The sequence below is a fragment of the Microbacterium sp. NPDC089698 genome, assembly GCF_044749045.1.
In the GTDB taxonomy this organism is placed as follows: Bacteria; Actinomycetota; Actinomycetes; order Actinomycetales; family Microbacteriaceae; genus Microbacterium.
Window position 1 is genome coordinate 97,318 of sequence record NZ_JBIVHE010000007.1, and the last position, 22,155, is coordinate 119,472.

The window sequence follows — 22,155 nt, forward strand, 5'->3', positions numbered from 1 at the left end:
CGCCGAGTTCGGATCCGGAGGCACCATGTCGCAGGAACGCATCCACGTCAACCCGCTGCACCGCCGGGCCGGATCCGGGCTCTTCGTCGACAAACATCGCATCCCCGACCGGGGCATGGACCCGCTCACGGCCTACCACGTGGTGAGCGACGAGACCATGCTCGACGGCAACGCCCGGCTGAACCTCGCCACCTTCGTCACCACGTGGATGGACGAGGAGGCGCAGCGTCTCTACGCCGAAGCGGTCGACAAGAACATGATCGACAAGGACGAGTATCCGCAGACGGCGGCGATCGAGACGTACTGCCAGCGCATGATCGCCGAGCTCTGGCACGCCCCTGATGCGGCGACCGCGCCCGCGACCTCGACGATCGGATCGAGCGAGGCCTGCATGCTCGCCGGGATCGCCCTCAAGCGTCGCTGGCAGGAGAAGAGGCGCGCGGCGGGGCAGGACGCGTCCCGGCCCAACCTCGTGATGTCCAGCGCCGTGCAGGTGTGCTGGGAGAAGTTCTGCAACTACTTCGAGGTGGAGCCCCGGTATGTGCCGGTAAGCGCGGAGCATCCGGCGCTCGACGGCGCCCTGCTGGAGCAGTACGTCGACGAGAACACGATCGGCGTGGTCGCGATCCTCGGTGTCACCTACACCGGCGCATACGAGCCCGTCGCGGAGATCGCCGCGGCGCTCGACGCCATCGCCGCCGCGCACGGCCATGACGTGCCGATCCACGTCGACGCGGCCTCGGGCGGAATGGTGGCCCCCTTCCTGGATCCCGATCTCGAGTGGGACTTCCGGGTGGCGCGCGTCGCGTCCGTCAACACGTCGGGCCACAAGTACGGGCTGGTCTATCCGGGACTCGGCTGGGTCGTCTGGCGCGACGCCGAAGCGCTGCCGGAGTCGATGGTCTTCCGGGTCAGCTACCTCGGCGGGGACATGCCCACCCTGGCGCTGAATTTCTCGCGTCCCGGAGCGCAGGTCCTGCTGCAGTTCTACCTGTTCCTGCGGCTGGGGAGGGAGGGGTACGCGGAGGTGCAGGGGACCTCGCGGGCGGTGGCGCGCTTCCTCGCCGACGGCATCGGCGCCCTGGAGCCGTTCGAACTCATCAGCGACGGGTCGACGATCCCCGTGTTCGCCTGGCGCCTCGTCGACGGGCACACCGCGAACTGGACGCTCTACGACCTCTCCGACCGGCTGCGGATGCGAGGCTGGCTGGTGCCCGCCTACCCCCTGCCGGACGACCTCGCCGAGATCACGGTCCAGCGGATCGTGATCCGCAACGGCGTCACGATGGATCTCGCCGAGGCGCTGCTCGCGACGATCCGGGAGGAGGTCGCGTATCTGGACGCGCTGACCTCTCCGCTCCCGGACCGGACCGCGGGCGCGGGCTTCCGGCACTGAGAGGAGGGATCGATGAACGTCGTCGTCCTCTACCGTCTGCGCGACGGCGTCGATCGCGCGCGGATCCTCGAGGTCTTCCCGCGCCATCAGGCGTACTACCGGGCCTTCCACGAGACGGACGGTGGCCTGATCGCGCTGGGTCCGTTCGCGACGCCGGACCCCGCCGCGGGATCCATGGGCATCTTCTCGTCGCGCGAGGCTGCGGAGCGCTTCATCGCCGCGGATCCGTTCGCGACCGAAGGCCTCGCGGATCCGCGGATCCTGGACTGGAACGCCGTCTGGCTGGAGCCCGGCGTCGGGGACGGGGCCGGCGATGGGTGAGCGCCGTCGCGTCCTCGTCCCTGATTTCGTCGGAGAGCCCGTCCACGTGGCGATCGAAGCCGCAGCCGAGCTCGGGCTGGTTCTGGTCGGCGCCGATCCTGACGGCCCGAGTCTGCATGCACTCACCTGGCCGGGACTGTTCTGGGTGACGGCGCAGTGGACGCAGCCGGGGATCACCGTCGAGTGGGGATCCGAGGTCGAGGTCGAGGTCATCGAAGACGGTGAGAGCAGGAGCGATGCGCGAGCGGACGCGGGCGATCCTGCGCCCGCGCTCTCCGAGCACGCCGCCCCCGAGGGCGACCCGGACGTCGTGACGATCCGCAGCACGGACCGGGCCGGCTCTTCGGCGCGGGAGCAGATCGATGAGGATCGTGCGACGTGAGCGCACCGGAGGTACCGTGACCGACCTCGAGACGATCGCGGCGGACCTGTATGCGGGGCCTCCCGGCGACTTCGTGTCTTCCCGGAACGTGCGCGCGAAGGAGGCGGCGGATGCGGATCTCGCCGCGCGGATCAGGGAGCTGCGGAAGCCGAGCGTCTCCGCCTGGGTCGTGAACGTGTTCGCCCGCGAACGCGCGCAGCAGCTCGCCGAAGCGCTGCGTCTGGCGGACGAGCTCAGGGAGGCGCAGGAGGACGTCGATGCAGTCACGCTCGCGCGCCTCACCCGCGAACGCCGCGCTCTCACGAACCGGCTCGCGGCCGATGCCGCGGCGCTCGCGACAGCGCGCGGGGAGAGGGTCACGGCGGCGACCCTCGACGCCGTGCAGCGGACGATCACGGCCGCCTTCTTCGACGCGAGCGCGGCCGCGGCCGTCGCGTCGGGCCGGCTCGTGCACGAACTCGAGCCGGCTGCCGAGTTCCCCCTCGATCTGGACGCAGTCGTGGGAGGCGGGGCACCCCGCCGGCCCGACGCGCCGCCCGTGCCCGTGGACGAGGTGACCGCGCGGCGCGAGCTGAGGAAGGCGCAGAGCGCGCTCCATGACGCCGAGCAGGCGCATGCCCGCGTCGGCCGAGACCTGGCCACAGCCGACCGTGAGGTGCGGGACGCGGCGAATCGTGCTGCGCAGGCGGAAGCCCGGATCGTTCAGCTCGAAGCCGAGCTCTCTGCCGCCAGGGCGACTGTCGGCCCCTTGCGCGACGCGGTGACGGCCGCCGAGGACCGGCAAGCGCAGGCCGCCGACCGCGCGGCGACGACCGAGAGGGCGGTGGAGGAGGGGCGACGCGCGCTGGACCGATTGACCGGCGGCTCGGCCTGACCTCCGTGCTCCCAGAACTCGGATCCCGCATGCGCAGTGGGGCCTTCGCCTGAGTGCTCAGCTCGTCGTCGATGCGTGACGGATTCGGTCGCCGTGCTTACAAAATGGAAGACGGGTGCGCGAGAATGTGACGGGCGGTGGGATCACCGTGAAGTCCGGAAGATTCCTCGGGGGGAGTGCGGATGCCTGCACAGAAGGCGCGTTGGGCGCTCGGGATACTCCGGCGGCGCGGAGTGAGTGCGGTCGCCCCGCACGTGGCAGGCCGGATCGGGGCGATCGCCGGCGTGACCGAGGTGCAGGTCGAGCTCCTCGGTGAGCGACTCACGGCGGGCCAGCTCTCCGGGATGAGGGTTCTCCCCGACCCGTGGCCGCTGGCCGAGGACGAGGCGCGCACGGCGCGGAGCGCGACGCCGCACGCGGCGGAACGCGTGCTGCTCGGAGCGGCGCTCTCCGTCTCGGATCGGATCGACGTCCTTCTCTCCGCGACCGGGATCAATGCCGGCGTGCTCACGTCCGTGGCGATCAGGGCGGCGCTGCGCTTCTCCCAGGGGCGGTACGAGTTCGTCTCCGAGCGGGCGCGGTCCTCGGCGATCGCCACCGCCGATCCCCGGGAAACGGACGAGATGCACCATGCGCTCGCGCTCGCGCATCGCCGGCTCGGGCTCGCGAGCGCCGCATGGCACGCCTTCCGGGCGGGACGCGGAGACGCACGCCGCATGTCGCGGGATCTCGTGGTGCTGGGGGAACGACTCCTCGGCGGCGGGAACGCCGAAGCCGCATATCGGGTCGCACAAGCCGTCGACGACGACGCGGATCCCGCGGTGCGCGCTCAGGCCGCGCTTCTTCGCGGCAGGGCCGCCATCGCGCTCGGCTGCCTGGACGATGCGCGAGACGACTACACGCGCGCCGCCGGCGCCGGGAACCCGGTCGAGATCCGCGATGCGGCGCTGCGTGGTCTCGCCTCGGTGACCGCGTACGTCGACGGCCCCCCGGCGGGCGACGACCCGTTCCAGCGTCAGGACGGGCAACGCCGTGCCCTGGAGGCCGCGGTGGGCAGCCTCGCCGATCGTGAGGTGAAGTCGATGATCGACGCCACCTCCGGGGCCTGGTGGACGACGCCTGAGGAGGTCGACGCGATGCTCGCGGGGCTGGCGCTGTCCCTGGTGCCGGCGCCGCCGTCGCGGCCGTGGAGCCTCGGCACGGGGAGTCTCACGCCTCTCGTCGAGGCGTATGCGCGCGGCGTGCTGATCCTCTTCCTGCTCCATGCTGACAGGCCCAGAGAGGCTGCGCCGGTGCTTCTCGACGCCCTCGCCCGCCTGCCGCTGACCCACGTGCTGGGCGGCGTCGCGCACAGTGCGATCGGCGCTCTCGCGCGGATCCAGCCGGGGATCGATGAGTTCCGCGCGTCGTTCGAGGAGATCTGCCCGGATGCTCCGGTGAGATACGAGATCGATCGGAATCTGGTCGGGGAGACCACCGCGGCCGCATCGCAGGGCGCTTCCGTCGGTCCGAGTCGGACGGTCGCGATCCGGACGGCGGGCGTCCTGACCTCTCGCGAGACGGACGTCTTCGAGCATGTCATCCGAGGGCTTCGCAACCGCGACATCGGTGCACGGATGAGCATCTCCGAACGCACGGTGGAGGTGCACCTCACCAGCATCTTCCGGAAACTGAAGGTCGAGGGGCGCTCCGAGCTCATCGCCAAGGCCTTCGCACAGCAGGAGGTCGTCGACGCGGTTCCGCAACAGGTGCACGCGTCCTGACCGACCCCGCCGCCAGCCCGTGCGCGTCGCCGTCCACCAGTCGTTTTGGGGCGCAGCACCCCTCGGAATCACGGCAGGACGCGCCCCGGAACGAGGTGGCGCGCCCCAAACGGTGAACCGGCGGCGCAGGGAGTGGTGCCCCCGCTGGGATTCGAACCCAGACTGAAGCGATTTTAAGTCGCCTGCCTCTGCCGTTGGGCTACGGGGGCCGCCTCTTGAGCCTAGCGAGCGCGGCACCGCAAGCGATGTTGACTCGGAGCCAATAGGGTGGGGGAGTGCTCGAGCTCATCGCCGATCAGGGCCATGCGACCCCCCGCCCCGCTGCGCACGCCTGGGAGGATCCGGCCCGATGGTGGCCGCGGCTGACCGAGGCCACGGCGCATCTGCCCGCGCCCGTCGCCGTCATCGACCTCGATGCGCTGCGCTACAACACGATGGACATGGTCGTGCGCACGGGCGGCCTGCCGATCCGGATCGCGACGAAATCGGTGCGCGTGCGCGAGGTCATCGACGCCGCCCTCCGCGTGCCGGGCTACCGCGGTCTGCTCGCGTTCACCCTGGCCGAGGCGCTCTGGCTCGCGGAGGAGCACGATGACATCGTGCTCGCCTACCCGACCGCCGATCGTCCGAGCCTCGAACGGCTGCTCGCCGACGAAGCCGCCGCCGCACGGATCACGCTCATGGTCGATGACGAGTCCCAGCTCGACTTCATCGACGCGGTCGCCGCCCCCGCAGCGCGGCCCGTGGTGCGTATCGCGATCGATGCCGACGCTTCCTGGCGCGCCCCCGCGCTCGGCCACATCGGCGTCTTCCGCTCGCCCCTGCACACCCCGGAGGAGGTCGCACGGTTCGCCCGCCGCGCCGCCGAGCGCGACGGGTTCCGCCTCGTCGGCCTGCAGATGTACGAGGCGCAGATCGCAGGTCAGGGCGACGACACCGGCAGCGGGGACACGCTGATCAGGACCGTTCAGGCACAGTCGCGTCAGGAGCTGCGCGCGCGGCGCGCGCGCATCGCGGAGGCCGTGCGGGCGCTCGTGCCCCTCGAATTCGTCACCGGGGGAGGGACCGGATCCCTCGAGTACACCGGATCCGATCCCGCCCTCACCGAGATCACGGCGGGGAGCGGGCTGCTCGCCGGGCATCTGTTCGACGGCTACCGCGCCTTCGCACCGGCGCCCGCGAGTGCGATCGCCTTCGACGTGGTGCGTCGTCCGGCGCCGGACATCGCGACGATCCTCGGCGGCGGATGGATCGCATCCGGGCCGCCGGTCGCGTCGCGCCAGCCCGCGCCGGTGTGGCCGCAGGGCCTGCAGACCGCGCCGCGCGAGGCTGCCGGCGAGGTCCAGACGCCGTTGCGCGGCGAGGCCGCTCGCACGCTCCGGATCGGAGACCGCGTCTGGCTGCGGCACGCGAAGAGCGGCGAACCCGCCGAGCGGATCCTGAGCTACCACCTCGTGGACGGCGATCGCGTCGTCGCCGAGCTGCCCACGTATCGCGGTGAGGGGAAGGCGTTCCTATGACACGACCCGGGGGAATCTGGCAGAACTGGGGCCGTTCGGCGTCGGTCCGACCGATCCGGGTGGAGCGTCCGCGCACTCCGGAGGGCGTGCAGCGCGCCGTGCTCGCCGCCGCCGCCCAGAACCTGCGGGTGAAGGCGGTCGGCGCCGGCCACAGCTTCACCGGGGTGGCGGTCGCGCCCGACGTGCTGCTCGAGCTCGACGACCTGCAGGGTCTGGTCTCGGCGGACGAGGCCCGCGGGCGCGTCACCCTGCTCGCCGGCACCCGTCTGCACCGCATCCCCGCGCTGCTCGCGCCCTACGGGCTCGCCATGGAGAACCTCGGCGACATCGACCGGCAATCCATCTCCGGGGCCATCTCCACGGGAACCCATGGCACCGGTGCCGGCTTCCGCGGGATCGCCGCCCAGGTCGTCGGCGCCACGCTGATCACCGCGGCGGGGGAGTTCCTCCGCGTCGACGAGACCCGGAACACCGAGCTGCTGCCCGCCGTCGCGCTGGGTCTCGGGGCCCTCGGGATCCTCGTCGAGGTCACAGTGCAGTGCGTGCCCGCGTTCGTGATGCACGCGATCGATGCGCCTGCCCCGCTGGAGGAGGTGCTGGAGGACGTGCACGAGCGCGTCGCCGCGGCGGACCACTTCGAGTTCTACTGGTTCCCGCACACCGACGTCGCGCTCACGAAGACCACGGAGCGGCTCCCGGAGTCGGCGGTGCGTCGTCCGCTGCCGAAGGTCGGCAAGTGGATCGACGAGACGCTGCTCTCGAACGGCGTGTACCGGGCCGTCTGCGCGGGAGGTGTGGCTGTTCCGGCGATCACGCCGCCGTTCAGCAGGCTCGCGGTGAAGCTCACAGGAGACCGTGAGTACACGGATCTCTCCCATCGCGTGCTGACGCAGAGCCGCACTGTGCGCTTCCGCGAGATGGAGTACGCGCTCCCGCAGGATCAGATCGTGCCGGTGTTCCGTGCCGTGCACGCCCTCATCGCGAAGCGCGGCTGGCGCATCGAGTTCCCGATCGAGGTGCGCTTCGCCGCGGCCGACGACCGCTGGCTCTCCACGGCGCACGAGCGCGCCTCGGCCTACATCGCGGTGCACCGGTACTGGCGCCATGACCCGCGCGAGTACTTCGACGCCGTCGAGCAGATCTGCCTCGCGCACGGCGGGCGGCCGCACTGGGGCAAGCTGCACATGCTGGGCGCCGATCAGCTGAGGGAGCGCTATCCGCGCTTCGACGACTTCCTCGCGCTGCGCGACCGGCTGGATCCGGAGCGCCGGTTCGGCAACCGCTACCTGGAGCGCGTTCTCGGCGCCTGACCGTTCGCTGGCAGCCCGGCGAACACGGAGGATGCCGGGATAGGATGAGCCGAAACCGCGTCTGCTAGGGGGTTGTCGTCCGTGGATGTTCTCATGCCAGTGCTCGTCGTCGTCGGTGTGATCGTCGTTCTGATCGTCGCCGTCGGCATCTATCTGTGGGCCACGTACAACTCGCTCGTGCAGCTGGGGGTCCGCGTCGATGAGGCGTGGAGCGATATCACGGTGCAGCTCAAGCGTCGCGCCGACCTGATCCCGAATCTCATCGACACGGTCAAGGGCTATGCCGCGCACGAGAAGGCGGTTTTCGAGAACGTCACGCGCGCCCGCGCCGAAACCCTCTCCGCTTCGAGCCCCGGCGAGGCCGGTGCCGCCGAGGGCCATCTGCAGCAGGCGCTGAAGAGCCTCTTCGCGGTCGCCGAGGCGTATCCGCAGCTGCAGGCCAGCCAGAACTTCCTTCAGCTGCAGGCGGCGCTCGTCGACACCGAGGACAAGATCCAGGCGTCCCGCCGCTTCTACAACGGCGGCGTGCGCGAGCTGAACACCAAGATCAAGGTCTTCCCGAACAACCTGTTCGCCCGCAACCTCGGCTTCACCGAGCGCGAGTTCTTCGAGGTGGCCGACGGCGCCGCGATCGCAGAGCCCCCGCGCGTGCAGTTCTGACGCACGCCCTGTCCGGGACGGGTCAGGCCCCGAGCGGCACCTGATCCGTCCGCCCCGCATCGTGCCGGAGCACGCCCGCGGAGTGTCCGGCGAGCACGTCGGTGAGGGCGGCCGAGGCATCGCCCCAGCCCGACACCGAGACGTGCTCGAGCCCCTGCCAGGCGGCGGCCGCGCGCAGCTCGGCCGCGATGGGCTCGACGTCCTCGGTCCGGCGCGCCTGCGGCTCCCACCACGCCGATTGCACGCGCAGCGTGCTCGCCGCGCGATCGGCTTTGAGATCCACCCGGGCGGCGATCCGGTCGCCGGTCAGCACCGGCAGCGAGTAGTAGCCGTAGCGGCGCTGGGCGGCGGGTGTGTAGATCTCGATGCGGTAGTCCAGGGCGAACGCCCGCAGCGCCCGATCGCGGAACCACACGACCGGGTCGAACGGGGTGAGGATCGCCGTCGTGTCGATCCGCCGCGGCAGGACGGCATCGACGTGCCGCCATGCGGGAACGGGCCGTCCGCCTCGCTCCCACCCGCGCACCCGGACGGGCTCTAGCTCGCCCTGCTCCACGAGATCGCCGATCGCGCCGAGCACCAGCGCACGGTCCTTGACGCGGTAGTAGTCGGCGATGTCCGCCGCGGTCGCGACCCCGTGCGCCTTCGCCGCCCGGCGCACGAGCTCGCCGATGGCGGTGGCACGATCCAGGTCGCGTCCGAGCAGCTCGGCGGGCACCACGTGCTCCGCGAGGGCGTAGCGGCGCTCGAAGCCGTCGCGTCCTGCGATCGCGACCTCGCCGATGCGCCACAGATACTCCAGCGCGTGCTTGACGTCGTCCCACTCCCACCAGCCGCCCTTGCCGCCCGGCGCGTCGCCGCGGATCTCGGCCGGACGTGAGGGCCCTCGCTCCTGCAGCTCGGATCGCACCCAGTCCAGCGTGCGGGCCGACGAGGTGCGTCCCCAGAACTCGCCGCGCTTCGCCCGGAACGCCTCGCGGCGGAAGCCCCACAGCGGCCAGTCCTCGACCGGCAGGAAGGTCGCCTCGTGCGCGAGGTACTCGGTGTAGCGGCCCGACCGTGCGGCCGTCGGGCGGGACAGGAACGCCCGCTCCAGCAGGGCGGGGTCGTACGCGCCCAGGCGCGAGAACAGCGGCAGGTAGTGCGAGCGCGCGAACACGTTCACGGAGTCGATCTGCAGCACGCCCATGCGCGCCATCGCCGTGTGCAGATGCCGCACGCCCGGATCCGCGGGTCGTCGCCGCGAGAACCCCTGCGCCGCGAGCGCGATCCGCCGGGCCTCGCCGGCGCTCAGCGAGTCGACCGCGGTGCGGGCGGACGTTCGGCGGACGGCGGCGGGGGAGTCGGTCACGTCGCCAGCGTATCGACGGCCGCCGACATCGGCGGTGCCCGCTGCGGCGCCGTCGCACGGGCGAGGCGCCCGGCGCCGCGCCCGTAGACTGGGCCGATGAGCGAGGACAGCACGCCCCGGCTGCGCGATCTCATCCGCCAGCGCACCGTCTCGGGCCAGGTCGACGTGCGCGACGACGTGCAGCGATCGCTGCCGAGAGGGCTGCGCATCGCCACCTCCTACGCCTGGCGCCTGCTGGTGATCGCCGCCGCGCTCGGCGTCGTGATCTGGCTGGTCATGCTGTTCAAGATCCTGGTCATCCCGCTGATGGTCGCGATCCTGCTCACGGCCCTGCTCTGGCCCGCGTTCAGCACCATGCTGCGCGCTCGGTGGCCGCGGTGGCTCGCGATCGTGGTGGCGCTCGTCGGCACGCTGGCGATCGTGGGCGGCCTGCTCTGGCTCGCGATCTGGCAGATCACGCAGCAGTGGGACGGGGTGCAGACGCGCACGGTCGCCGCGTGGGCGCAGCTCCAGAAGTTCCTCCTCGACGGTCCGCTGCACCTCACGGCGAAGCAGATCCAGGATCTGCTCGACCAGGCGGTGACCTTCCTCAGCGAGCAGGGCGAGCTGCTGAAGAGCGGGGCGATCGCGGTCGGCACCACGTTCGGCCACGTCGCGACCGGCGCAGTGCTGACGCTGTTCATCCTGCTCTGCCTGCTCGCCGACGGCGGCGGCATCTGGCGCTGGACCCTCAAGCTGTTCCCGAAGGCCTCGCGCACCGCGGTCGACGCGGCGGCCCGCAACGGCTGGGCCACCGTGATCAACTACGCGCGCACGCAGATGCTGGTCGCCTTCATCGACGCCGTCGGCATCGGTCTCGGCGCCTTCCTGCTCGGCGTGCCGCTGGCCGTCCCCGTCGCGGTGCTCGTCTTCCTCGGCTCCTTCATCCCGATCGTCGGCGCCGTCGTCACCGGAGCGCTCGCGGTCTTCCTCGCCCTGGTCTACAACGGACCGTGGATCGCGCTGTGGATGCTGATCGTCGTGCTCGCGGTGCAGCAGATCGAGGGGCACCTCCTGCAGCCGATCCTGATGGGATCCGCCGTCAAGGTGCACCCGCTCGCCGTGGTGCTCGTGGTGGCCGGCGGAGCGCTGATCGCCGGGATCCCCGGCGCCCTGTTCGCGGTACCGCTCGCGGCCTTCGTGAACGTGGCCGCCGTGACCATCAACTCCGGTGCATGGCGCACCGGCGCCGCCCCGGATGGCGACTACATCTGGCAGACCGTGCCCCGTGCGCGGAGAAGGAGCAAGCGATGACGAACGACACGATCCCCACCCTCGCCGAGATCCAGCAGGCGGCGGACGGCCTGGACGGCGTGATCGTGCGCACCCCCACGCTGCCCTCGGTCGCGCTCACGAAGGTTCTGGGTTCGCCCGTGCTGCTGAAGATGGAGAACCTGCAGCGCACGGGGTCGTTCAAGATCCGCGGTGCGGTGCACCGGCTCTCCCGGCTCACCGCCGAGGAGCGCAGCCGTGGCGTCGTCGCCGCCTCCGCCGGAAACCACGCGCAGGGTGTCGCCCTGGCGGCCCAGGCGCTGGGGATCCCCGCCACGATCTTCATGCCCATGGGCGTGCCGGTCCCCAAGCTGCTCGCCACGCGCGGATACGGCGCGGAGGTCGTGCTCGAGGGGGAGACCGTGGCCACGTCGCTGCGCCTCGCGGCCGAGTTCGCCGAGCGCACCGGCGCGGTGCTGATCCCGCCGTTCGACCACCGCGACATCGTGACCGGGCAGGCCACGCTCGGCCTCGAGCTCGTCGAGGACGTGCCCGACGTCGACACGATCCTGGTCGGCATCGGCGGCGGCGGCCTCATCGCGGGCGTCGCGGCGGCCGTCAAGGCGCGCGCGGCCGAACAGGGCCGCACGGTGCGGGTGATCGGCGTGCAGGCGGAGAACGCCGCCGCGATGGGGCCTTCGCTCGCCGCGGGCCACCCCGTCGAGATCACGACGCAGCCCACGATCGCGGACGGCATCCTGGTGGCGCGTCCGGGGGACGTGCCGTTCGCGATGATCGCGGAGCTCGTCGACGAGGTCGTGACCGTGAGCGACGACGACATCGCCCGCGCCCTGCTGCTGCTCCTGGAGCAGGCCAAGGTCGTGGTCGAGCCCGCGGGCGCGGTCGGCGTCGCGGCGATCCTCGCCGGCAAGGTGCACGCGAGCGGCACCACGCTGGCCGTGCTCTCCGGCGGCAACATCGACCCGCTGCTGCTGCAGCGCGTCGTGTCGCACGGGCTCGCGGCCTCGGGCCGCTACCTCACGCTGCGCATCCCGCTGCCCGACCGCCCCGGCCAGCTCGCCCGGGTGTCCGAGCTCATCGCGCATGCCGGCGCCAACGTGATCGAGGCCATGCACACGCGCCACGGCCACGGACTGCAGATCAACGACGTCATCCTCGAGCTCAGCGTGGAGACGCGCGGCCCGGAGCACTCCGAGCTCACCCTCGACACACTGCGCGCGGCAGGGTTCGAGCCGATCGTCGTCCAGGACTGAATCGCGCAGATCGTTCCCGATACGACGAACCCGCCGGCCCTCGATGGCGCGGCGGGTTCGTCGTATCGGGATGCGGTCAGCCCGCGAAGGTCTCGACCTTGAGGATCTCGACCTCGATCGCGCGGCCGTTGGGCGCCTCGTACGAGGTCTTCTCGCCCACCTTGAGGCCCTGGATCGCGGATCCGAGCGGGCTGGCCTCGCTGTACACGTCGAGGTCGGTGCCGCCGGCGATCTCACGGCTGCCGAGGAGGAAGACCTCCTCGCCGCCCGCGACGGTCGCGGTCACGACGGTGCCGGGCTCGACGATGCCGCGGCTGGCCGGGGCCTCGCCGACCTTGGCCGACTTCAGCAGGAGCTCGAGCGTGCGGATGCGCGCCTCCATCTTGCCCTGCTCGTCCTTGGCGGCGTGGTAGCCGCCGTTCTCCTTGAGGTCGCCTTCCTCGCGCGCGAGCTCGATGCGCTTGGCGATCTCCTCGCGTCCGGCCGTGGAGAGGTTCTCCAGCTCCGCGACCAGGCGGTCGTACGCCTCCTGCGTGAGGAAGGTGACCTGTGCGTCGTTCGACACGGCGAACTCCTTGCGAATCGGATCCGGGAACGGAACGCCCCGGATATGCCAAGACGCCCCGGCTCCTGCCGGGGCGTCGATCAACACGATGAGCCTAGGACACCCAGCAGGAGTTCACCAAACCCGTCGTCGCGGCCGAGACGATCGGGACGTGCTCCGTGAACGCCCTGGAGTGCTTCTCGGAGGCGGGGTAGGAGACCAGCCGCCAGCCCACGATCCCGAACTCCTCGTCCTGCGCCTCGACGATGCAGTGCACCGGCCGGTTCGGGGGACCCGAGATCTGGAAGGACACCGTCACGCTGTGATCGTCGACGAGGTGGAATCCCGTTCCGGTGACGTCGACGGTGTCGGCGGAGCCCTGCCAGGTCCACCAGCCGAAGACGCCGACGACGATCGTGGCGGCCGCGATCGTGAGGATCATCGGCAGGCGGCGGCGGGGTCCGCGACCGTAGCGCTCGTCGAGCTGGGCGGGGGTCGTCACGGCGGGGTGCTTCCGATCGTTAGGCTTGAGGTTCCAGGTTATCCCGCGGGAGGCCCGGGGCCCGAACGGGCCGTGCCCAGAAAGGCTGAGAGATGATCGAGGCGATCCTTGCCGCTGCCGCGGCGACCCCCACTCCGACCCCGACGGTCGACCCGAACCTGGTCACCCCGGGCCCTGTGGGCTTCGTGATCGTCGCGGTGGTCGTGGTCCTCGCGGCCGTCCTGATCTGGGACATGCAGCGGCGGATCCGTCGCGTGCGGTACCGCGAAGAGGTGCGCGCCGAGCTCGACGCCGAAGAGGCCGCCCAGCGCGATGCCGCCGACGGCGAGGGCGACGCGGGCGCGCCGAAGGCCTGACGGCTCCGGCGACGCGCGCGGACCGCCCGGCTCAGGCGGGCAGGCCGAGCGACGGGTGCAGCGGTGCCAGCGAGATGAGCAGGCACGCGGTCCAGTGGCAGAGGAACGCCAGGACCGTGCACACGTGGAAGATCTCGTGGAAGCCGAACTTCCCGGGCCACGGGTTGGGCTTCTTGAGCGCGTACACGATGGCGCCGCCGGTGTAGAGCAGACCGCCGACGCAGACGAGCACCATCATCGCGACGTTGGCGTTGACCAGATCGACGATGTACATGATCGCGGCCCAGCCGAGCAGCAGGTAGAGCGCGACGTACAGCCAGCGCGGGGCGTTGATCCAGAACACCCGGAACAGGATCCCCAGGAGGGCTCCCGACCACACCAGGACGAGGAGGAGCACGCCCTTCTCCGGCGGCAGCGCGAGCGTCGCGAGCGGCGTGTAGGTGCCGGCGATCAGCAGCAGGATGTTGGCGTGATCGATCCGCTTCAGGATCGACTTGGTCTTCGGCTTCCAATTGAAGCGGTGGTACAGCGCGGAGTTGCCGAACAGCAGCAGCGATGTGATCATGAACACCGCCGCAGCCCACTTCGCGACGGTTCCCTGGGCGAGCACGATGAGCACGATCCCGGCCGCGATCGCCACCGGGAACGTGCCGGCGTGGATCCAGCCCCGCCAGGTCGGCTTGATCTCGAGCTGCGCATCGAGTTCGGCCGCCTCCATGAGGGGCAGCTGGGGCACGTCGGGTGCAGCGGATCGGGTCGCTCTGCGCATGGTTGAACTCTAGGCGTCGGCCCATGCCGCAAACCGTACATATCCCGTGGAAGCCATGACGGCCGGATCGCGTCCGCGCGGTAGCGTAGAGGAGTGAGCGCACGGTCCGAGCAGCCAGGGAACGGCCCCCTCTATCGGCTGTATTCCCGACGCCTGCGGCGACGGCTGGATCCGGCGACGATGCCGCACCACATCGCCATGATGATCGACGGCAATCGCCGCTGGGCCCGCCAGCTCGGCTACGCGACCCCCGCGCACGGGCACAGGGCGGGAGCCGCGAAGATGCGCGAGTTCCTGGGCTGGTGCGATGAGCTCGGCATCAGGGTGGTCTCCCTCTACCTGCTCTCCGCGGACAATCTGGGCAAGCGCGATTCGGCGGAGCTCGCCGACCTCATCGAGATCATCGGCGAACTCGCCGACGGCCTCTCCCGCGAGGGCAACTGGCGGGTCAAGCACGTGGGACGCACGGACATCCTGCCTGCGGAACTCGCACGGGTGCTGGCCGAGGCGGAGGAGCGCACCCGGGAGCACACCGGCCTGCACGTGAATCTCGCGGTGGGCTACGGCGGGCGCAACGAGATCGTCGACGCCGTGCGCTCGATCCTCGCCCAGCACGACGCGTCCGGGGGCACCCTCGAAGACCTCGCGGCCAACCTCACCCCGGAGATGATCGGCGAGCACCTGTACACGGGAGGCCAGCCGGATCCGGATCTCGTCATCCGCACGAGCGGGGAGCAGAGGCTCAGCGACTTCCTGCTCTGGCAGAGTGCGCACAGCGAGTTCTACTTCGTGGAGGCACTCGGCCCGGATCTCCGTCAGGTCGACTTCCTCCGCGCCATCCGCGACTACGCCGACCGCGATCGCCGCTTCGGCCGCTGAGACACGCGGCGCCGAGAGCGCCTGCGCCGCATGTCAGACTGGCCGGATGCGCGCGATCGACGACTACACCGCCACGTTCGGCGAGGATCCGGGGTATCTGAACTGGGCCGCCTTCGGCCCGCTGTCTCCGGTCGCGCGCGCCGCGCTGGTCTCCGATGCCGACCTGCTCGCGACAGGGCGTGCCGAGGCCATCGCGGCGACGGCGGGTCGTGCCGCTGAGGCGCAGGCGGCGGTGGCGGGGCTGCTCGGATCCGCTCCCGGCGAGGTCACCGTCCATCCCTCGTCGACGCATGCGCTGCAGCAGGCGCTCGCCGGCCTCGACGGCACGGCGATCGCGTCCGCCGCCGAGTTCCCGAGCGTCACGATCACGCTCGAGCGCGCGGCGGCCGCCTCGGGCGGGCGGCTCGCGCCGCGCTGGATCACGCCGCCCCGCACCCGGGTGACGGCGGATACCGTGGCCGACGCGCTGGACCCGGCCGTGACGGCGCTCGTCGTGAGCCATGTCGACTTCCGCTCGGGGTACCGGGCCGATCTCGCCGCGCTCCGCGAGGCGCTCGGCGAGGACCGGCTGCTCATCGTCGACGCGGTGCAGTCCTTCGGCGTCGTGGAGGAGGACTGGGCGGTCGCCGACGTCGTCGTCGGCCACGGGTACAAATGGCTGCGGGCAGGACGCGGCACCGGTTTCGCGCGCTTCACGGACCGCGCCCGCGAGCGGATCCGTCCCGTGCTGAGCGGGCGGATCGCGACCGAGGCGGCGGGACTTCCCACCGACGCGCTGCCGGACCCGGCCCTCTCGGCGCAGGCGTACGCGGTCAGCGCACCGGATCCGCTCGCGGCGGGACGTCTCGCTGCCGGAGCCGGTGAGATCCGGGCCGTCGGCGTCGACGCCGTCGCGGAGCGGCTGTCCCGCAACGTCGACGCCGTGCTGGAGCTGGCCGATCGGCACGGCATCGAGGTCGTCTCCTCGCGCGAGCCCGCGGAGCGCGCCGGGATCGTGGTGCTCGCGCCCGCGCATCCGCAGGGCGTCGGCGAGGTGCTCGCCGCCGCCGGGATCGAGGTCACGGTGCGGTCGGGGGTCGTGCGCGTGGCGCCGCATGCGGGGACGACGGCGGAGACCCTGGGCCTGCTCGATGCGGCCCTCGCCGACGCGCGAGAGTTCACCCGCCCTTAACCGGGAAGAGCGCGTGTCCTTCCTGCGCGATGTCGGTGGGGAGTCGTACGTTCATGGCATCGGACACGGCGTCCGATCGAGTCGGCCTCAAGGATCGCGACTCGTGGCCCTGGCTGACTCGCCTAGTACCGGGAATCCCGGGTCGGGAGAGCGTTGTGGCCGCACGTACCGCACTGAAGAGCACCACCCGCACCACTGCCGTGAGCGAAGGGGGTGCAACGCTCGATCAGGATCTGAAGACGTACGTGCTCGACACGTCCGTGCTGCTGTCGGATCCGCAGGCGTTCTTCCGCTTCGCCGAGCACTCCATCGTCCTGCCGGTCGCCGTGATCGGCGAGCTGGAGGGCAAGCGCCACGACCCCGAGCTCGGGTACTTCGCCCGGCGCGCGCTGCGCCACCTCGACGAGCTGCGCGTCGAGCACGGCCGGCTCGACTTCCCGGTCCCGATCGGCGACGGCGGCACGCTGCGCGTCGAGCTGAACAACTCCGACCAGACGGTGCTGCCGAGCGGCATCCGCCTCGGCGACAACGACAGCCGGATCCTCGCCGTCGCGATGCATCTCGCGCAGGACGGTCAGGATGTCACGGTCGTCTCGAAGGACCTCCCGATGCGCGTCAAGGCCGCCTCGCTCGGCATCAACGCCGAGGAGTACCTCGCCGAGCAGGCGGTGGACTCGGGCTGGACCGGGATCAGCTCGATCGCGCTGTCGGGCGACGAGATGAGCGACCTCTACGAGAGCGAGGTGGGCACGAGCGAGGAGGCGATCGGGCTCCCGGTGAACACGGGCCTCATCATCCACTCGGAGCGCGGCTCCGCCCTCGGTCGGGTCACGGGAGACGGCGAGTACGCACTGGTCCGCGGGGACCGTGAGGTGTTCGGCCTGCACGGGCGCTCGGCCGAGCAGCGCATCGCGATCGACCTGCTGTCCGACCCCGACGTCGGCATCGTCTCGCTCGGCGGGCGCGCCGGCACCGGCAAGTCGGCCCTCGCGCTCTGCGCGGGCCTGGAGGCGGTGCTCGAGCGGCAGCAGCAGAAGAAGATCATCGTCTTCCGTCCGCTGTTCGCCGTCGGCGGCCAGGAGCTCGGCTACCTGCCGGGCGACAAAGACGAGAAGATGAGCCCCTGGGGCCAGGCGGTCTTCGACACGCTCGGATCCGTCGTCTCCGGCAACGTCATGGACGAGGTCGTCGAGCGTGGGATGCTCGAGGTCCTCCCGCTCACCCACATCCGCGGGCGCTCGCTGCACGACGCGTTCGTGATCGTCGACGAGGCGCAGTCGCTCGAGCGCAACGTGCTGCTCACGGTGCTGAGCCGGATGGGGCAGAACTCCCGCGTCGTGCTCACCCACGACGTGGGCCAGCGCGACAACCTGCGGGTGGGTCGCCACGACGGCATCGCGAGCGTGATCGAGACTCTGAAGGGCCACAGCCTCTTCGGCCACGTCACCCTGCAGCGTTCCGAGCGCTCGGCGATCGCCGCCCTCGTCACCGAGCTCCTGGAGGGCGGCGAGCTCAGCTGATACCGGGCGGGCGTTCTTGATCGCGACGCCTGCACGATCGAGCGACGGATGCACGACGGATCCGCCGCTCGGATCGTGCAGGCGTCGCCGCGTCCTGCGGTGCTCCGGCCGGCCGTCTCGGCGCCCCGGGCTCGGCGGCGAGCACCTGCACGACCCAGGAACGGATGCACGACGGATCCGGGGGAGCGGCCGTGCATCTGTGCCGGCGTCGTGCGTGCGTGCGTGCCGGCGGGCATCAACGGGCGAGGCGCGTGAGGGCGGCGAGGACCGCGGTCTGCACGGTGGGCCAGTCGTAGAGGATCTGCGCATAGTCGAAGCGCAGGGTCTCGTAGCCGAGTCGGGAAGCCGCTGCATCGCGCACGAGATCCTTGTGCCGGGCCGACCGGCCGTCGTGGTTCTCCTTGCCGTCCGCCTCGAGGATCAGACGCCCGGCGATCACGATGTCCACGATCCCGACCCCGGGGATCCGCATCTGGCAGTCGAGTCGGATCCCGAGGAGATGCAGGCGCAGGCGCAGCAGCGACTCCAGGCCGCTGTCCGCATCTCCGCGCGCGACATCCACGAGCCATCGTGCAGCCTCGGGAAGCGCGTCCCGGATTCGATTTCGGGCGGCGCGAGAGAGGTGCCCTCGGCGCCACGCGGACTCGTAGGAGGCGAAGAACGCTTCGTCGCCTCCGCATCGATACAGGTGCAGGAGCGCCGTCTCCACGTCGACCACTCCGAACCGGGTCGGCCCTTCGAAGAAGTGAGCGACGCAGGTGCACCCCGGATGCGGATGGCTCCTGCCGTTGCGGCCGAGCCACACGTGCGGCGTCTCACGATCGTCCAGGACCCACATGCCGTGGTGCCGGAGTGCCGGACCGCAGGTCAACGCGCCCCCGTGCGCGGCGGCGGTGACGACAGCCGCGGGCAGGGATGGAACCGCGAAGACGCCCGGCCGTACCCGTCGGATCCGATCCTGAGCGACGGCGTCGGCCAGTGCCCTCCGGCTGAGGCCGAAGCGCTGCAATTGCCTGCCGCGGGCGATGCCGCCCAGGCGGTCGAGTGTGGTCGAAGGATCCAGCATCCCCACACCATGTCGCTTGCACGGCCCGCGCAGGGGAGCGCTCCCGCAATCTGGGGAATGCCGGTTCCGAGGCCCGACGGGGGAGGACGATCGACGGACGGACACGTGCACGACCCAGGAACGGATGCACGACGGATCCGGGGGAATGGTCGTGCATGTGTGCCGTCGTCGTGCATGTGTCCCGCCACGCCCCGGAACGACGGAAGCCGCGGTCCCGAGGGGACCGCGGCTTCCGCGCGAGGGGATCCGGCGTCAGCCGGCGTGCGTCATCGACAGCAGGTCGAGCTTGGCGTCGAGCTGCTCGAGCGTGAGCTCGCCGCGCTCGACGTAGCCGAGGTCGAGCACGGCGTCGCGGACGGTGATGCCCTTGGCGACGGCGTGCTTGGCGATCTTCGCCGCGGCCTCGTAGCCGATGAGCTTGTTCAGCGGCGTGACGATGGACGGGCTCATGCCGGCAAACGCGGCCGCGCGCTCGACGTTGGCCTGGAGGCCGTCGACCGTCTTGTCGGCGAGCACGCGCACGGCGTTGGAGAGCAGGCGGATCGACTCGAGCAGCGCGGTGCCCATGACGGGGATCGCGACGTTCAGCTCGAACGAGCCGGAGGCGCCGGCCCAGGCGACGGTCGCGTCGTTGCCGATCACGCGGGCGCACACCATGAGCACGGCCTCGGGGATCACGGGGTTGACCTTGCCCGGCATGATCGAGGAACCCGGTTGCAGGTCGGGGATGTGCAGCTCGCCGAGACCCGTGTTCGGGCCCGAGCCCATCCAGCGCAGGTCGTTGTTGATCTTGGTCAGCGAGACCGCGATCGTGCGCAGCGCGCCCGATGCCTCGACGAGGCCGTCGCGGTTGGCCTGGGCCTCGAAGTGGTCCTTGGCCTCGGTGATCGGCAGCTCGGTCTCGGCCGCGAGCAGCGCGATGACCTTCTGCGGGAAGCCGAGCGGGGTGTTGATGCCGGTGCCGACCGCGGTGCCGCCCAGGGGGACCTCGGCGACGCGGGGGAGGGCCGCCTGCACGCGCTCGATGCCGAGGCGGATCTGGCGGGCGTAGCCGCCGAACTCCTGGCCGAGGGTGACCGGAGTGGCGTCCATGAGGTGGGTGCGGCCGGACTTGACCGCGTCCTTCCACAGCACCGCCTTCGCCTCGAGCGCGACCGCGAGGTGGTCGAGCGAGGGGATGAGGGTGTCGATGAGCGCCTGGGTCACGGCGATGTGCACCGAGGTCGGGAAGACGTCGTTCGACGACTGCGACGCGTTCACGTGGTCGTTCGGGTGCACGGTCGCGCCGAGGATCCGGGTCGCGAGGGTGGCGAGCACCTCGTTCATGTTCATGTTCGAGGACGTGCCGGAACCGGTCTGGTAGGTGTCGACCGGGAACTCGCCGTCGTGCTTGCCTGCGGCGACCTCGTCCGCCGCCTGGGCGATCGCGTCGGCGATGGCGCCGTCGAGGGTGCCGAGCTCCTTGTTGGCGAGCGCTGCGGCCTTCTTGATCCGCGCGAGGGCCGCGATCTGCGTCGACTCCAGGCCCTTGCCCGAGATCGGGAAGTTCTCCACGGCGCGCTGCGTCTGCGCCCCGTACAGAGCGTTCACGGGCACGCGCACCTCGCCCATGGTGTCGTGCTCGATGCGGTACTGCTCGTTGTCGGTCACTGCTGTTCCTCCAGATGTGCCGGGGTGATGAGGGGGGATGTTCAGGCGTGGGCGTCGCTGAGGCCCACGGTGACGACGGGCACGGCCGTGCCCTCGTTCAGCCGGTAGTTGGCGCCGACGATGCCCAGCTTGCCGTCGGCGACGGCCTGGGCGATCAGCTCCGAGGACTGCAGGAGATCGCGCACGGTGTTGCGCAGGTGCTCCTGCCCGACGAGCTCCGCGTCGATCTCGGCCACGGTGGATCCGCCGTGCTCGGCGAGAACCTTGCGCGCGGCCGGCACGATCGGGGCGACGAGCCGCCAGATGTGCGGGGGGAGGGGCGCGGCATCGATCGCGGTGCCGTCGATCGCGGCGCGCACGGCGCCGCAGCTGTCGTGCGCGAGCACCACGATCAGCGGGACGCCGAGGATCGCCACGGCGTACTCGAGGCTCGCGACGATCGACTCGCCGAGGACCTGCCCGGCGTTGCGCACCACGAACAGGTCGCCGAGACCCTTGTCGAAGATGATCTCGGCCGCGAGGCGCGAGTCGGAGCAGCCGAACAGCGTCGCGAGCGGCGCCTGCCCGTCCACGAGCTCGTGGCGCTTGCCGACATCCTGGTTGGGGTGCTCCGGATCGCCCGCGACGAAGCGCCGGTTCCCCTCGCTCATGAGCTGCCAGGCCTGGTCGGGGGTCAGGGTGCTGATCTCGGTCATCGTCCGCTTTCGAGTTGGTCGATCTGCGGGCTGATCTTGGCGACCAGCTCCGCCGTGCCCGCCTTGCCCAGAGCGCCGTAGACGAGGACGTAGTCCTTGCCGACCTGCGTGCCGAGCGCGTAGTTGATGTTCGCCGCCGAGTCGGGGTTCGGGATCACGTACTCGTCCCAGGAGCGCCCGCCGATCTTCAGGGTGCCCTTCGAGGACGTGCCGCGCAGCGGGGTGGCCGCCCAGTCGGCGTCGGCGTCGAACGCCTGGGCGACGTGCGCGTAGCCGCGCGCGTCGTCCGCCTGGGGGGCGACGGTGATGTCCCACACCGTGGGCTTGCCGTCGATCAGGACGGCCTTGTTGACGCGCCAGTTGTTGGGCGGGGTCGGCAGCAGCACCGGGCGGTTCAGCGTGCTCTGCGCGTTCTTCGCGGCGGCCGGGAGATCCACGGCGTTGGATCCCGTGAAGTCGCCGCGCGGCACGATGAGCACGATCAGCAGCACGACGCCGACGGTCGCGATGAGGGCGGCGATCAGGCCGCGGAACGTCTGGCTGGAGCGGTAGGCGGCAGAGGACGCGGCCTTGCGGTCGGCGGTCTCCTGTGCCGTCTCGGGTCGGCCGAGCTCGGCGACGACCGGTGCGTTCTTCGGGGTGCGGCTCATCGTGCGTCTCCCTCGGAGGGGCGGGCCGCGTCCAGACGGCGCTTGGCGCCGAGCAGCCATTCCTCGCAGCGTGCCGCGAGTGCTTCGCCGCGCTCCCACAGCGTGAGCGACTGCTCGAGCGTCGGGGCTCCCTGTTCGAGTTCGGCGACGACGCGGACCAGTTCGTCTCTCGCCTGCTCGAAGCTGAGGGCGGCGGGATCAGCGACGGTCGGCGCAGAGCTCCCTGCGGGGGCGGACGGCTCGTTCGACAC

General features: G+C 71.1%; 23 protein-coding genes and 1 tRNA gene. 14 read left to right on the top strand and 10 right to left on the bottom strand.

All coding sequences use genetic code 11. From position 1 onward, the window contains the following. Window positions 1-25: 25 nt before the first annotated feature. The 5 genes from ACIPY5_RS17335 (at window position 26) to ACIPY5_RS17355 (ending at window position 4,736) form a co-directional block, all read left to right on the top strand. The gene (locus ACIPY5_RS17335) at window positions 26-1,396 is read left to right on the top strand and encodes a glutamate decarboxylase (RefSeq protein ID WP_400972890.1); all 1,371 of its coding nucleotides are present in this window, start codon (window positions 26-28) and stop codon (window positions 1,394-1,396) included. Window positions 1,397-1,408: 12 nt separating this feature from the next. Continuing rightward, a complete protein-coding gene (locus tag ACIPY5_RS17340) occupies window positions 1,409-1,717 on the top strand; it encodes a YciI family protein (RefSeq protein ID WP_400972893.1) in 309 nt (102 codons plus the stop codon). Next, window positions 1,710-2,099, top strand: a complete 390-nt coding sequence (locus tag ACIPY5_RS17345) for a PASTA domain-containing protein (RefSeq protein WP_400972896.1) — start codon at window positions 1,710-1,712, stop codon at window positions 2,097-2,099. Before ACIPY5_RS17340 ends, ACIPY5_RS17345 begins: the two co-directional genes overlap by 8 nt. A 16-nt stretch (window positions 2,100-2,115) precedes the next feature. After that, window positions 2,116-2,973 carry a hypothetical protein gene (locus tag ACIPY5_RS17350; RefSeq protein ID WP_400972898.1) on the top strand — a complete coding sequence of 286 codons (858 nt, stop codon included), beginning with the start codon at window positions 2,116-2,118 and terminating at the stop codon, window positions 2,971-2,973. Between the two features lie 182 nt (window positions 2,974-3,155). After that, window positions 3,156-4,736: a LuxR C-terminal-related transcriptional regulator gene (locus ACIPY5_RS17355; protein ID WP_400972901.1), complete on the top strand. Its 1,581-nt coding sequence runs from the start codon at window positions 3,156-3,158 to the stop codon at window positions 4,734-4,736. Between the two features lie 133 nt (window positions 4,737-4,869). Here the strand turns inward: ACIPY5_RS17355 and ACIPY5_RS17360 are convergent. Next, a tRNA-Leu gene (locus tag ACIPY5_RS17360) sits at window positions 4,870-4,945 on the bottom strand. 66 nt (window positions 4,946-5,011) lie between these two features. On the opposite strand from ACIPY5_RS17360, the gene ACIPY5_RS17365 reads away from it, so the two are divergent. From ACIPY5_RS17365 to ACIPY5_RS17375, 3 genes are all read left to right on the top strand, one after another. Next, window positions 5,012-6,256, top strand: coding sequence for an alanine racemase (locus tag ACIPY5_RS17365; RefSeq protein WP_400972904.1), 1,245 nt, complete (start codon window positions 5,012-5,014; stop codon window positions 6,254-6,256). Further along, window positions 6,253-7,566, top strand: coding sequence for a D-arabinono-1,4-lactone oxidase (locus tag ACIPY5_RS17370; RefSeq protein ID WP_400972906.1), 1,314 nt, complete (start codon window positions 6,253-6,255; stop codon window positions 7,564-7,566). The genes ACIPY5_RS17365 and ACIPY5_RS17370 overlap by 4 nt, the downstream gene beginning before the upstream one ends. Window positions 7,567-7,659: 93 nt before the next feature. Continuing rightward, entirely contained in the window at window positions 7,660-8,226 is a 567-nt protein-coding gene (locus ACIPY5_RS17375) for a LemA family protein (protein WP_396652896.1), read from the top strand. 22 nt (window positions 8,227-8,248) lie between these two features. Here the strand turns inward: ACIPY5_RS17375 and ACIPY5_RS17380 are convergent, their stop codons facing one another. Then, the gene (locus ACIPY5_RS17380) at window positions 8,249-9,577 is read right to left on the bottom strand and encodes a winged helix-turn-helix domain-containing protein (protein WP_400972909.1); all 1,329 of its coding nucleotides are present in this window, start codon (window positions 9,575-9,577) and stop codon (window positions 8,249-8,251) included. A 96-nt stretch (window positions 9,578-9,673) separates the two neighbouring features. Here ACIPY5_RS17380 and ACIPY5_RS17385 point away from each other — a divergent pair, with 96 nt between their 5' ends. Together ACIPY5_RS17385 and ilvA are read left to right on the top strand one after the other, a co-directional pair. Then, window positions 9,674-10,870 carry an AI-2E family transporter gene (locus ACIPY5_RS17385; protein WP_400972912.1) on the top strand — a complete coding sequence of 399 codons (1,197 nt, stop codon included), beginning with the start codon at window positions 9,674-9,676 and terminating at the stop codon, window positions 10,868-10,870. Beyond that, the gene (gene ilvA / locus ACIPY5_RS17390) at window positions 10,867-12,102 is read left to right on the top strand and encodes a threonine ammonia-lyase (RefSeq protein WP_309341013.1); all 1,236 of its coding nucleotides are present in this window, start codon (window positions 10,867-10,869) and stop codon (window positions 12,100-12,102) included. The genes ACIPY5_RS17385 and ilvA overlap by 4 nt, the downstream gene beginning before the upstream one ends. Window positions 12,103-12,178: 76 nt before the next feature. On the opposite strand, the gene greA is transcribed toward ilvA, so the two are convergent. Together greA and ACIPY5_RS17400 are read right to left on the bottom strand one after the other, a co-directional pair. Beyond that, complete coding sequence (greA, locus tag ACIPY5_RS17395) at window positions 12,179-12,667, bottom strand: transcription elongation factor GreA (protein ID WP_309341015.1); 489 nt, start codon at window positions 12,665-12,667, stop codon at window positions 12,179-12,181. Window positions 12,668-12,761: 94 nt separating this feature from the next. Next, window positions 12,762-13,148 carry a DUF4307 domain-containing protein gene (locus tag ACIPY5_RS17400; protein WP_400972917.1) on the bottom strand — a complete coding sequence of 129 codons (387 nt, stop codon included), beginning with the start codon at window positions 13,146-13,148 and terminating at the stop codon, window positions 12,762-12,764. 92 nt (window positions 13,149-13,240) lie between these two features. Between ACIPY5_RS17400 and ACIPY5_RS17405 the strand changes: the two genes are divergently transcribed. After that, complete coding sequence (locus ACIPY5_RS17405; RefSeq protein ID WP_309341022.1) at window positions 13,241-13,504, top strand: hypothetical protein; 264 nt, start codon at window positions 13,241-13,243, stop codon at window positions 13,502-13,504. A 31-nt stretch (window positions 13,505-13,535) separates the two neighbouring features. Here ACIPY5_RS17405 and ACIPY5_RS17410 read toward each other — a convergent pair whose 3' ends face one another. Then, complete coding sequence (locus ACIPY5_RS17410; RefSeq protein ID WP_400972920.1) at window positions 13,536-14,273, bottom strand: hemolysin III family protein; 738 nt, start codon at window positions 14,271-14,273, stop codon at window positions 13,536-13,538. A 93-nt stretch (window positions 14,274-14,366) separates the two neighbouring features. Between ACIPY5_RS17410 and ACIPY5_RS17415 the strand changes: the two genes are divergently transcribed. From ACIPY5_RS17415 to ACIPY5_RS17425, 3 genes are all read left to right on the top strand, one after another. After that, on the top strand, window positions 14,367-15,152 hold the full coding sequence (locus ACIPY5_RS17415; RefSeq protein WP_309341025.1) for an isoprenyl transferase: 786 nt from the start codon (window positions 14,367-14,369) through the stop codon (window positions 15,150-15,152). A 46-nt stretch (window positions 15,153-15,198) separates the two neighbouring features. Next, window positions 15,199-16,323, top strand: a complete 1,125-nt coding sequence (locus ACIPY5_RS17420) for an aminotransferase class V-fold PLP-dependent enzyme (protein WP_400972923.1) — start codon at window positions 15,199-15,201, stop codon at window positions 16,321-16,323. 200 nt (window positions 16,324-16,523) lie between these two features. Beyond that, window positions 16,524-17,843 carry a PhoH family protein gene (locus tag ACIPY5_RS17425; protein ID WP_309341047.1) on the top strand — a complete coding sequence of 440 codons (1,320 nt, stop codon included), beginning with the start codon at window positions 16,524-16,526 and terminating at the stop codon, window positions 17,841-17,843. Window positions 17,844-18,078: 235 nt separating this feature from the next. Here ACIPY5_RS17425 and ACIPY5_RS17430 read toward each other — a convergent pair whose 3' ends face one another. The 5 genes from ACIPY5_RS17430 to ACIPY5_RS17450 all read right to left on the bottom strand — a co-directional run bounded on the left by ACIPY5_RS17430 (window position 18,079) and on the right by ACIPY5_RS17450 (window position 22,155). Further along, window positions 18,079-18,909: a DUF559 domain-containing protein gene (locus ACIPY5_RS17430; RefSeq protein WP_400972926.1), complete on the bottom strand. Its 831-nt coding sequence runs from the start codon at window positions 18,907-18,909 to the stop codon at window positions 18,079-18,081. A gap of 252 nt (window positions 18,910-19,161) precedes the next feature. After that, window positions 19,162-20,559 (bottom strand): class II fumarate hydratase, encoded by a 1,398-nt coding sequence (locus ACIPY5_RS17435; protein WP_400972929.1) that lies wholly within the window; start codon window positions 20,557-20,559, stop codon window positions 19,162-19,164. A 41-nt stretch (window positions 20,560-20,600) separates the two neighbouring features. Continuing rightward, window positions 20,601-21,254 (bottom strand): carbonic anhydrase, encoded by a 654-nt coding sequence (locus ACIPY5_RS17440; RefSeq protein ID WP_309341031.1) that lies wholly within the window; start codon window positions 21,252-21,254, stop codon window positions 20,601-20,603. After that, a complete protein-coding gene (locus ACIPY5_RS17445; RefSeq protein WP_309341032.1) occupies window positions 21,251-21,904 on the bottom strand; it encodes a DUF4245 family protein in 654 nt (217 codons plus the stop codon). Before ACIPY5_RS17445 ends, ACIPY5_RS17440 begins: the two co-directional genes overlap by 4 nt. Continuing rightward, the gene (locus ACIPY5_RS17450; protein WP_309341049.1) at window positions 21,901-22,155 is read right to left on the bottom strand and encodes an exodeoxyribonuclease VII small subunit; all 255 of its coding nucleotides are present in this window, start codon (window positions 22,153-22,155) and stop codon (window positions 21,901-21,903) included. The genes ACIPY5_RS17445 and ACIPY5_RS17450 overlap by 4 nt, the downstream gene beginning before the upstream one ends.